Genomic DNA, 12,890 nt, shown 5'->3' on the forward strand with positions numbered 1-12,890 from the left:
AACGGCTTGATGCCGCCGCGGAGTTCACCGGGTGCCGGCCCGGATTTCGAGGAAATGTACAAGTACGCCAAGCGGTGGCTCGACCTCGGCGACGCGATCTACGAGTACTTCCTCAAGTTGGCCTTCCCCGCGTACGACATCTCGTGGAGCGGCGCCGCCAGGGAGAAGGCCCTGGAGGCGCTCGAACCGTTGGGAAAGTTGCTGGTCAACCAGGCGCAGGATCCGAGCGGGCAGACCTTCCTGAGCGCGGCGCGCATGGTCTGGAACATCGGCGAGTCGATCAACTGGTACGCCGACAAGCTCCAGGAGCAGCGGAAGAAGGAAGAAGCGGAGGCCGCCAAGCAGGCCGTCCTGGCGTTCTTCATGTTCGCCCTGCTCTTCATCCCGATGGTGTCGTATTTTCGCTTCCTCCAATGGGTGCTGTCACCCGTCACGAGGATCTTGACGAGAGTCGCCGCCCTCTTCTCGACGGCGCAGTGGCCGCAACGCGCCGCACTGGTCGCCGGAATGGCGATCGACGGCGCGTGGCAAGGGGTGGCGATAGAGCTGATCGCCACCGGGATCGGCGCGGGCGCGGCCGGCATCAAGCCGGAGATCCACGAAAAACATGTGGGCATCGCCGCCGGCATCGGCGCCGGCCTCGGCGCGGGCCTCGGACTGATCTTCATGGGCGGCCGGAACGTGCCGCGCGCCCTGCCGGGACAGGCGAATCGGGGCGGTCTCGGCGGAAGGCCCGGCGGCGACCCCATGCCCCCCAAGCCGGGCGTTACCAGCCCGGCGGGTGTTCACACGCCCATCACCCAGGTCAGGCCCACCGGGGGCGGGCTGGTCCTGCCTCCGAGGTCGGTCGAGCATCCCCCCATCACCATCAGGGACCCCGACGGACTCCTACCGAACCCGGCCAACACCAGCCCGGCGCCGCCGCACGCCCCGGCCAGCGGGCGGAGGGCCGGCGCCGAAGCGTCCCCCCGCGTCGACCAGCCGAACAGCGCTGCCCCGGCCCACGTCGATCCGGTGGCCACGCCGCCCACGGCCGCTTCCCACCGCCCGGTCAGCCCCGATCCGAGATTCCCTGGCCACGGCCAGACGTTGGGCGCCGCGCCGGCGGTCCGGGCGGATCCGCCCCTGGCCGCAGGTCACCTTCCCCGGTCGGACGCGCCGATGCCGCCGAGGGGCCGTGAGACGACGTCCTCGGACGGGGCGGTTCCGGTTAATTCGTCCGCGCCGCCACGGGACGGCGCGACGTCTGTCGTGCGCGGCTCCGGAGGGGGGCGGACATCGGGCTTGGCTGGTGAGAACGGCAACGCGGTGCCGATCCTGCGGGAGGGAGCGGCGCCACGCGCGACGCAGAGCGATGGCGGTGCGACGCCTACCCGCACCGTTGCCAGTACCGATCCGAGGTTTCCCGGGACGGGACGCACGCTCGACGGCAAGCCCGGATTCCACGAGCGGCATCCGGAGCCGAACGTTGCCGCTTCAGCGGTCAAGCCGAACGAACCCCCGCCCGCCCCACCGAAGAGGCAACGGATGCCTCCGGACACGGGCCACGTGATCGGAACCACGTCGGGGGTCGGTGCGCCGCCCAGGGTGCGCACCGGCTCGGCCCCGGACGGCGCAGCTTTCGGTGGGGCTCCGATCGATGCCCCATCACCCGCGCCGCAGCGGTCAACGTCGGCCGCGCGCAACTCCGGGGAGGGACGTTCCCCCGCTCCGGCCGGTGAGGATGGCAACGGGGTGTCGGCCGGCTCCACGGACTCGTTCGTCGGCGTTGCCAACGCGGATCCGAAGTTCCCCGGGGTGGGCCGCACGCTCAGCGGCAGGGCCCCCGACGCTGAGGTCGTGGTGGTGAGCGCGCCGCCCGAGCGCCAGGTGTTCCGCATCAACGACGTCACCGGGCAGCGTGAGTTGGTCACGCTGTCGCGGCCGAAGGAGATGCCGGGCCACGGGTACACGCTCGACGAGCCGCGTGGGGCACCTCTGGAGAACCCGGAGAACGTAACCCGATTCACCCGGCCCGCGCCGCCCGTCCCGGAAGGTCCGGCGCCGCGCCCCAACCACGGGTCGGAGTCGGCGGGCCCACACCGATACTTCGAGATCGACCCGCACACCGGCGCGGCGGCGCCCACGCGGGTCGGACCGGGCGAGAGGATCCTGCGGGTCGAGCCGGCCGGTGGGTTCGAGCGCCGCAACGTCGTCGTCAAGGGCGACGAGAAGGTGCCGGTCGGCGTGCCGGAGGAGCGGATCCTCCGGTACGACTGGGGCAAACATCGGTGGGACGTGGACACGATCCCGCAGCGTCCGGCACCGGCTGCCGAGAAGCCGTATCTCGTCAGCGGTCCGAACGGCCGCGACACCGCCGGGCCGGTCGCGGAGCCGGAGCCCGACTTCCAGGTGCTGCGCCGGGACGGCGACGGCAACATCGACCTTCTGACGTACCCGCGCGACCCGGTGCGGGTAGCCGCCGGCAAGACCGACGGGTACACCTTCCAGGAGTTCGGCGCTGGTGCGCCCGGCTGGCGCGAAGGTGAGTTCTTGGGGACCCCGAGGATCGAACGGGTCCTCACGACCGCCCACCGCCTGGACGGTGTCCCCGTGAAGCAGGACGTCGTCCTGGTGCGGGACCCGCAGACCGGCGCCTGGACACCGGTCCAGGGCCGCGCGGGGAGCGAGCCAACGGTCGCGGCGCCCAGAACGGCGCATCCTTCCTACTACCGGGTCGACCCTCAGGGAGAGGGTCTGCAGCCGGTCACGGTCAAGGGAAACGCCTTGCCGGTGGTCAAGATCAAGGGTGACGGCACTGTCGAGGAGACGAACTTCTCCCCGTCCGGCTCCGCATCCGACGGTGACGGCCTGCCCAACCTGCGGGTGGATGAGAACGGCCACCTGATGAGGGAGGCCCCGCAGACCATCCACCCGGAACAGCTCAGCTTCGATCCGAATTCCGGCAATCTGACGTTCCGCGAGACGAAGCCGTACGAGCCGTCGGGTGGGTCCGGCGGTGCGGGTGGGTCCGGCGGCGGCCCGGCGCGCGGTGGCGGGGGCGGCGGTCTCGGCAAGCGGGACAACGGCACCGGCTCGCAGACGCAGACCGAAACGCGCACCATCACCTTCACCGAGGACAGATCTCCGCAGGTTGGCGGCAGGACCAGGGACGAAACCCCTGACACCCCCGTCTCCGAGCCCCGGCCGGAGCCCTCGGACCGAGTCCGCGCGAGCACGACCGACGGGGTCAGTGCTCGCAGCCGCCCGGAGAATGCCAGTGTCCGAGCCGAGGCCGCGTCCGGCTCGCGGTTGGAGTCTTCAGGCAGGCCGGCGAGGACGGAACGACCGTCGAGCGCCACCGACGCAGACGGCCGGGTGGACGCTCCGCGCTCCGCCCGGTCCGCGCCGACGGCTCAGTCGGCCGAGGGTGCGGTGCGGCACCGGGCGGCGAGTCCGCACGGCGGTTCGGCGGAGACACCCCCGAACCCACAGACGCCGCATTCGCAAGGACGGCCGCAGCCGGTGGCGTCGCATGCCGACAACGGTGAGATCGGCGGTGCCCGGGGGTCGCTCGACCAGAAGCCGGTCGCCACCAGGAGTGGATCGACAGGTTCGGCGGCGGCGTCGTCGAGCGGGTGGCAGGGGCCGTTGGGGTCGGGGGAGCTGCCGCCGAGTGATCGGGCTTCGGACGGTGCGCCGTTGTACCGGGCGGACGGCTCGGCTGATGGGTCGGCGGTCGTGCGGGGTGAGCGTCCGGTGCTGCGTCTGCGGCCCGACGGTCAGTCATCGGTCCGGTCGAACGACGGGCCGGTGGTGGCCGCGGATGGTGTGACGGTCGAGCCGTCCCCCGCACCCCGACCGGTCCGGAAGGATGGCGTCCTCGATCGTGTGGCGGGTCCGGATCCGCTGACCAGCAACCAGCGTTCGGTCGACCCGGCACCTCGTGCCGCCGGTTCACAGTCGGACGGCACGGCGTCGCCCCTCGGCGGCGGCGGGAGCGCACCGGATACCGGTGCCACGGCCGCCAGCGGCGTCTTGGGCACCGGCGTGGGTATTGACGGTGCCGCTCCCGGGTTGGCTTCCGGCGGCCCCCGGCAGCCGGCCCCGGTGCCGCGCACCGGGGTGCCGGCCGGATTGAGCGAGTCCGGTGGCCAGTCCACCGCCCTGCCGGACGGGCTGGTGTACGTTGCTCCGGTCCCGCCGGCGGGCCATCCGGCACAACGCCTCGGCGAGAATCCCGTCCGGTTGGACGAGTTCACGCCCGATCCGCGCCGGGGGGCGCCCAGACCCGACGGCCGTGACCGGGCCTCGCAGGTGTCGGACCCGGCTCACTCGTTCGGGGTGCAACCGCCGGTGGTGCTCGACCGCGTCGCCGTCGAACGGCTCGTCGACGAGGTCGCCGATCGGACGCCGCCGCGGCGAGTCGGGGCGGAGCAGCCCGATCCCGGCCGCTGTGTCGAGCTGCTCAGCGCGATCCAGCAGGCCATCTACCCGCGCCGGGTCCCGGTCGCCCGCTCCCTCGGCGCCACCGATGACCGCACGGTCGGCACCGGTCACGTCGCCGACCGGCTCGGCGGCGGCGCGACCTGGCACGCCGTCTCGTCCTGGGCGGAGGTCGAGCGGGCGGTCACGCGGGCGGGTGTGGGCAGTACCGCTCTTGTCCTGTGGCAACAGCCTCGCGGCATCGGGCACGCGTTCGCCCTGCACCACATCACGGATCCGCATCGGCCGCTGCAGTGGCTGGAGCCTCAGAACCCGCGGGGGGAACGCCTCGTCACCAGCGATGCGCTGGGGTCACCGGCCGCCGCGCGGGTGCTCATCCTGGACGCCAGCGGCGCCGAGTCCGCGTTGCTCGCACCGGCCGGACCCGAATCCGGATCCACCGCCCGGGCGATCATCGACGCCCCCACCGACCACCGTTACGGGGCTTCCCGGCACGCGGGCGACGGTCGTATCGCCGAGACCGATCGGGGCCACCTCGGTGGACCACCGGCCCGGAGACCGTCGAATGCCGGGGCCGCCGGTGCTCCGCCGTCGGCGTCGTCCGCTGCCCTGTCCGGGCCCGCCGCACGGTCGTCACGGGGCCCGGCGCCGGAGGCTGTTCCCTCCTCTCCTCCGGTGAGTTCTCCGGTCACGGCTGCCGGGCAGACGTTCGAGCGGGTGCCCGTGCGAGGGGACGGCTGGTGCATGCTCACCTCGGCCGTCCTGTCGGTTCCCGCCCGGCTTGCGGGCCTCCTGAGCCGGGTGGACCCGAGCGCGCCCGAGCCGGGACAGAGCCGGACGGCCGCCCAGGTGTTCGACAGCGAGCGCCGCGCGGCCGAGTGGTTGATGACTGTCGAGCGGCGATTGGGTGAGCCGGGCGGTGCCCGGCGGGTTCTCGACGACGGACAGCTCAGTGCGACCCTGCAGGCCATCGCCGGGCGGCTCGCCCGGATGGTGCGGCGCCCGGAGGATTTCGGGTTGGATCCGCAGCGCTTCGGGGCCGTCTCGATCCGCGCCGGCCTGCCGTCCGCACAGCGCAATGTCGACACGCCGATCACCGACGGCGACCGCGCGAGGCTCGCGCGGGACGTCGCCGACTGGGGTCGCACCTGGGAGAGCGGGCGCGGCGACGGCTACCCGGTCCTGCTCGCTGACGCGCTGGGCGTACGTCTGGTCGTCGCCTCTCCCGGATCGCCTCGGGGGTACGTCAACCCCGACACCGTCGCGAGCGACGCGTCCTCGCCCGTGCTGTACCTGATGCGGGTGAGTGACGACCACTACGACGGGTGGATACCGTCGCGCCCGCCGGTTGCTCCACCGTGGCCGGCGCTGAGCGGCCCGCGGCGGGGTCAGCGTCTGACCATCGATCTGCCGCTGATCGACCCGGACGAGCACGTGCCTGTCCGCCCCGAGGTCAGGAAGGAACTGGTCGAGCGGGCACGACGCGCCGTCGACAGACCATCGAACGATCCGGTCGAGCACATCCGGTCGGCCACCACGATGGGCCCGACCGGTCCCGCCCGGACATCCGGCGCTCCGCTCGAGCTCAGCGAACCGGTCGAACTGAGCAGACCGACTGAGCTGAACAAGCCGGTTCCGCCGTCGTCCGGCCCGTCCGTCTCTACCGACAGGGAGCCGTCGGGCTCGCCGGCGCCCTGGTACGTCAGGCAGGGCGCCTTGGGCGCGATGCGCGTCGTGTCGGCCGGTTACCCCGATCCGGGTGTGCGGGCCGCAGAGATCATGCGTGTGTTGCCGGATCGCGTCGGCGGCCTGGTTGTCTCTCCGGCACTGCGCGACGGTGTGGTCCGGCAACTGGAGAGCCTGCTCGGCATCGCTGGTCACAGGCCGGGTGGGCCACTGCCGACGAGCGCCGAGCAGCTCGCGGATCTCGCGTCCGGCGTGGAGAACGTCAAGCGTTGGGACGCGTTGTTGCGGGAGGGTTGGACCGGCGTGATCGATGGGCGGCTGGTCTGGATCAAGCCTCGGCTCGGGGATGTCCAGTCGCAGGTGGTGAAGAAGGGCGGCGGGCAGGAGACGAAGTTCGTGGTGGTGTTCGGCTCCACCGCGGCGGAGGCCACGCAGGAACGCTCCAGCGGTCACGCGGGAACCGTCGGCCCGGACGCGTTGTTCAGCGTGGGGAAGGCGCTCATCCCGCTTCAGGTGCCGTTCGAGTTCGACTACCAGCGGTCGACGTCGAGCACCTCGACGTATCGGGTGCTCTCGGGGCGCAAGCTCTTCTTCAACGGTGGTGCGGCGTTCACCAGCGGTCTGGCGGTCGATCTTTATGTGGATGGGGTGCGGTGGGGCACGGGCACGGTTCCGCGTGCCGCCGACGGTTTGCTGATCGTGCAGTTCCCCTCGCCCTACCTCACCCAGGCCAGCCCGACACCCCGGCCGTCGGTCGGGCACGCGGCCGGCACGGCGGAAGTGGGAGCGAAGGCGATGGGGCAGCCGGCCGGCGCCCACGAGGTGCTGACCGCTATTCACCTCGATCCCGCCGTCGCGTCCCTGCACCGCGCGTTGCGCGCGAGTAATCTGCCGCCGGCCGCCGCCGCGGTGGTGGCGGAGCGGTTCACCCGGATGCTGCTCAACGAGCGGACCGCGTTGGCCCGTAGTCGGTGGCTGCTTCATCACGGCGACTCGAGCGAGGAGCTGATTGTTCCGATCGATGCGGGTCGGGATTTCCGGGGCCACCTGACGGTCGAGTTCGCCGTCAAGCGGCTCCAGTATCTGGACACGGCGTCGGAGGTCAGCATCCGGGACGACCTCGGGGTGGTGCGGGGGACGTCCACGAGCAGCACGACGGCCCGCTCCGCGTCGGTTCCGCTGCCCCGCGTCAGCGGGAGCAGGAAGCGTCACGGCGGGGGTGGGCCTGCCGTCGAGATGAACTTCGGCCGTGCCGTCGACGGCCAGGTCGGCAGTCAGGGGATGAACCATCCCATCCTGGTGCGGACGTCGGACCACGAACGGCATGCGGCCGAGATACAGGTGAACCTCAAGTTCACCTCAGAAACCCACCGGGTCGGTTGGCAGAGCGAGCTGGTCTGGGCCGAGTTCGGGGTGCCCAAGGACGAACGGACCGCGTTCGAGGTCCGGCACCTCGGTCAACCCATTACCGCGCCGGGCACGTGGCACGACGCGGTCGTCCCGTCGATGGCGGTCACACCGGCCGCCCTGAGGGACCGGGCGGTCACCGACGACGCGTCACAGTTGGGCAGGGAACGACAGAACGCGCCGCAGGTGCGCGAGCCGTACCGACCGTCCGCACCGTCGAAGGCGGGAGGGCCGAACCGGGAGCCGCTGGCGTTGGCCGCACGGCGCGGTGACGGGGTGGGCACCACGATCGGCCTGCCGGGCGGCCATCTGGTCGCGCCGTACGTGATGGCGGCGCTGCGGGAGGCCGCCGGTTGGCAGGTCACGGTCCGTGAGCACGTGGGGGTGGATGACTTTTCGCCGGGCACGCCGAGTTGGGCGCAGGTGCAGTTCCGGGTGGGGCTGCGGTACGGCCTGATGGCGCTCGAGGCTGATGCGGGGCGGCTGAAGACGGGTATTCACTCGACGTTCGACATCCACGGCCGGTCGTTCCATGTGTTGGTGACGGCCCGCACGCTCGACCTCGTCGGTGAGCGGCGGTACCGGTTGCGGGTCAACGACCGGGCCTTGTCGACCGTCGACACGGGTACCGGTGTGACGACGAGCGTCGGCGGTTATCTGGGGCTGGCCGGCAGCGTCATTCTGGGTCAGGACTGGCCGGTTCAGCTGCAGATCCCCGTGCAGGTCGGTGTCGGATACGAGCAGGGCGCCGAACGCTCCCGCTCGCGGAGTGTGAAGAGTTATCGCCGTTTCGAGACCGACGGCGAGGTCGTGCAGTTCGACTACACGCTCGCCTACGAGATCACGGTGTGGACCGACCCGGCCACGCCGCACCGGTGGCAGTTGGTCGGGGAGGAGTTCCAGCAGCAGGTTGTCGTCTCCGACGAACTCCTGCCGAAGGCTTCGCCGTCCGCGGCGGCGGGTGAGATTCGTGTCGAGGTGTTCCCGTCGGGTCGGCGTCCGCCCGCCGTGCCGAACAGCCAGGAGCCGGTGCCGTTCCACTCGCAGGGTGTTTCCGGGGTTTACCCGCGGTTCGTGGAGTTGCCCGAACTACCGGCGCTGGTGGCGCGTCTCTACGGAGAGGTGACCGGACGGGACGGGGGTTGGCACCGTAACCCGCGGAACTGGCCCGCCGAGTTGTGGGACGCGGGCCTCGCCGTGCCCACGGAGCTCGGTGCGTTCTTCGCCGATCTGACGGCCGGGGACCATCGCTGGCGCATCACCCTCGACGGGCGGGCCGACCGGACCACCGTGGTGGAGATCTCGGCGCGGGTCTACGACGTCACGCACCTGGGCGACAGCACCGGCGTCGAGGTCGAGCAGTACGCGCAGGCGAGCTCACAGTTCGACAGTGGAACCGAGTCCGAGTGGTCGGGGCGGGCCGCCGTCGGCCTCGGCCCCATGGCTCGCCTCGGCCGCGCCGGGCAGGGCGGCGACGACGAGTCGTCGGGCCACACCGCCGGCGGGTACGGCGCCCCCCGCTACTCGCGGTCGTGGAGCAGTTCGACCGCCACGGGTTCCGGCAGCATCGACATCACCCGCGCCACCTACAAGGGCCAGGTGCACACCTACCGCGCCGGCCGGGTCCGGTTCGAAGTGACCGTCACGACGTGGGCGGGCGGGAAGGCACCGACGCGACGTAGTGGGACGCTGGACCTCCACAACGGCCTCGAGTTCCACGTGCCCAACCGCATCGCCTGGGGACTCGGCCTGCCACACGCGACAGACACAGGCACGTCGCCCTCGGCCCCGGCTGCCGGCCCGCTGCGGCGTGAGCTGGATCCGCACCTCGGCCGCGCCTCCAGCCACGTCGAGCAACTACGAAGCGACACCAGCCCGCTCACACTCATCCTCGACACGCTCGCCGATCGAGGCGTCCTCGCGCGGGAAGGTCAGGGACCTCCTGACCCGCTGCGTGAATCGCTGAGCCGCACCTTCTCGATGGCCGCCCTCGAGCTTCAGGCGTTCGCGCTGTTCGGCAGCGGCGTCGGGGAATGGTTCACGGTTCCCGGCCCGTTCGGCACCGGATACCTCTTCGTGCGGGTCAGCGCGGCCCTCGGCACCGTGCGCTCCGACCGGGAGCGCCCCGAGACGAACCTGACCCTGCGCGGCGAGTCGATCGAGTCCGACGACAGGGACACCTCGACCGGCACCTCCACCGCCCTCGCCGCCGCGGTCCGTGGCCGTGGCTCCTTCGCCACCGGCGTCGCCGGTGCCGCGGGGCGCTACGAACACACCTGGGACACGTCCCGCAGCCAAGGACAGGAACACTCCGTCACAACGATCTTCCGCCACGGCACGAAGAAGTCCCACGAATTCGTCAACGACGTGCATTTCACGATCGACCTCCGCTACACGCTGCGGACCGGGACCTGGGAGGATCGGCGGTCCACGTCGGGTAGCGTGCGCCGGCTGGTGCCACACACCCTGACCGCCCCGGCCGGCCCTCCGGCCGGTAGCCGTGGACCGCAGTGGGAGCCCGTGGCGCGCGTCGGCCAGCCCACCGACGTATCTCGGCGGCACGACTCACCGCAACTGGAGGCCGGCCTCAACCGACTCGTCGCCGACGATCCCACCTTCATCCCCCTCGCCCTCCCACTCAGCGAAACCCTCCGCCGAGACCTCGCACAGGCCCTCACCACAACAGGAACGCCCGCTCGGACCGGCACCGGGCTCGCCGACTATCTGCGCGGCCTCACCGCCGCGCAGGGCTTGTCCGTGACAAGGTTGCCGGGTCGGGCCTGGACTGGGCTCACCGACTATCTGCGCGGGCTCACCGCGTTCAGCGTCGGTGCCCCGCTCGTCGATGCCGACCAGTTCGTCGCCGAGTCGAACCTTCGCCCCCGGGTGCGGCAGCTCCTCGCCCACCAGTACCAGGTGCCAGGCACCCCCGTCCGCCTCGGCATCGTCCTCACCGAGGCCGCGCAGCTGCTCGACGACAACGGCCTCCCGCTCACCCCCACCTACAAGAGCCGCCAGTACACGCAGGACGAAACCACACCGGTAACGGGACGCGGCACCGCCAGCGGAGCACACGGGGGTGTCATCCCCGAGATCGCCGGACGCGACATCGGGCCGGCGACCCTCATCGGCGGTCGCGGCGGATGGAAGGGAACCCGCGACGGTGGCCGGGACGCCACCGCGGAACTCGCCGAAACCAGCGAATACAACACGGAATCCAGCGCGAACCACACGTATTACCGGTACCGCCTGACGGTGGTCGCGCACCTGCCGGGTGGGCGGACGGTGTCGTTCCCGTCTGCGGACGGCCTCTACGGGCTGAGCCGACGTTCCCCCGAAGACCTGATGGCGGCCAACCCCACGCTGAGTGACCGCCTGGTCAACGGTCGGGTGCTCACCCGCGAGCGCCTGGCGCGAACCGTCGACCGGGCCGTCGGAGCGGCCGGCCTGATCACCGACGGGCCGAGAGTGCTCGCCGCGCTCACCGCGCACCTGTATCCGGCCGGCGTCGGCGGCCACCCGGTCAACGGCGACGCAGCCACTTACCTGCCAGCCCCCGATCGCTGGCAGACCCCTCCCTCGCGGGAGGCGGCCGTGGCGTTGGTCCGGTCGTCACCCCCGGGCAGCAGCGCCCTCATCCTCCACACGGACGGGTCCGCCGGCTACATCGCCTACCACACCGCCGAGGGTGAGATCCACTGGATCGACCCGCAGGCCGCGCCGGACGCCCGGCTGACGCGGGTCACGGACGCCTCGACGGGAGGCGCCCCACTCCGGGTGCCCGGCGCGGGACAACCGAGCGACCTGCGCGTCGTCATCATCGGCCCGGACGGCTCGCTGCGACCCGCACCACCGCGCCGGCCGTCACTCGACACCTCAGTGCCACCGTCGTCGCCTCTCTCACCGTCCGCCGCCGCTGCCGCTGCCGCTGCCGCTGCCGCGTCCGCGCCGACCGAACCCGACCTCCGCGATCAGCACCCGCAGCGGACCCCGGCCCCCGCCACACCGACGCCCGCCAGTGGTACGACGGAAGCTGGGGAGGCGCGAGACCGTGCGGCCCTGACACCCCTGCCGCACCCGCTCCGACACGTCGCAGAGCCGGAGCAGGTCCGGACCGCACCGCGGCGAACAACCGATCACCAGTTGCCTGAGCAGCCCACCACCACCGGCAGCGCCTCGGGTGGAGCCGTCCCGCCGCCACCCCCCGCCCCGGCCCGGACAGCACCGCCCCTCACCACCACGACGGTAGGAGGCGGGCTGGGCGGCCGTCCGGCTGGCCCATCGGTCATCCCAGAAGAGCCCGAGAGGCTCGAGTGGTTCGCGTCCGGTCCGCGACTGGTGGGCAGTGACGTGATCAACAGCAGCCTCCGGGAGCTCCCGGCCGGGAGGTACGTGGCGTTGCTGGAGCAGGCGCGGGAGCTTCATGTCGCGCCGCCGAGCGTCCAGGTCGCGCAGCAGGTGCGAAACATCGCCTATGCCCTGCATCGGTTCGGGGCGGAGGAGGCGCGACGAGTGGCGCAGTGGTACGCGACCGGCACGGTCCCCGACGGAGCGAGCAGGCGACGGCTGCCGGAGACTCCCGACGAACGGGTCTTGAACAGGCTTCGCGACCGGATCGAGGCGGCGATCGGGTCCGGCGGCGATGACGTGGCGCCGGCTCTGTTCACGGCGAGGTTCCCCGTCGGCGCATTCCTGCCCGCCGATGCCGGTAATGGTCCGGCGATGCCGTGGCGGCCGGACATGACGGGCCCGGGTTGGCGGCAGGCCGTCTCGTGGGCCGAGGTTGCCGCTCTCGCGCGGCAGGCGGGAAGTGGCGCCTTCGCCCTGGTCCGTCTTCAGGATGCGGGTCCGGACGCCGTGGGACTGCATGTCGGATCGGACGAGGCCAGGTCGCTCTGGATCGTCCACGCCCGGCACGGGACGACGCCGCGGTACGAGCGGTTCGACGAGTCCCGCCCGGTGGAGGGACTGGGTGACCCGGTTCGGGTCGCGGTGATCGACAGATGTGCCGACGTGCACACCTGATGTCGCACCGACGTGCACGCCTGTTGGGCCGGAGGTTCTGTGATGCGGAAGGAACGCCAATGACGCGGTTGACGTTGATGGTCCGGGCCGGTTGTCGGCTGTGCGAGGTGGCCAAGGAGGCGATGGCGCGGGTGGAGCGGCGTACCGGTCATGCGTGGGTCGAGATCGACATCACCGGCGACGCCGAGTTGGAGGAGGAGTACGGCCTGCGGGTACCCGTGATCCTGCTCGACGGGAGAGAGCACGGTTACTGGCAGGTCGAGGAGGAGCGTCTGGAGCGTGACCTGGCCGGGCGAGCGAGCCTCTAGACCAGAGTCCTGGCTACCGCCCCTCGGCCGTCGTCCGGC

2 protein-coding genes are annotated in these 12,890 nt (G+C 71.7%); both read left to right on the top strand.

The window, feature by feature from the left end; translation table 11 throughout:
* Positions 1 to 54: 54 nt before the first annotated feature.
* The gene (locus ACIBTV_RS24445) at positions 55 to 12,543 is read left to right on the top strand and encodes a hypothetical protein (RefSeq protein ID WP_396708421.1); all 12,489 of its coding nucleotides are present in this window, start codon (positions 55 to 57) and stop codon (positions 12,541 to 12,543) included.
* Between the two features lie 59 nt (positions 12,544 to 12,602).
* Positions 12,603 to 12,851 carry a glutaredoxin family protein gene (locus ACIBTV_RS24450; protein ID WP_396708423.1) on the top strand — a complete coding sequence of 83 codons (249 nt, stop codon included), beginning with the start codon at positions 12,603 to 12,605 and terminating at the stop codon, positions 12,849 to 12,851.
* Positions 12,852 to 12,890 lie beyond the last annotated feature (39 nt).

Origin of the sequence: Micromonospora sp. NPDC049366, assembly GCF_044466625.1 — a bacterium.
Classification (GTDB): Bacteria; Actinomycetota; Actinomycetes; order Mycobacteriales; family Micromonosporaceae; genus Micromonospora.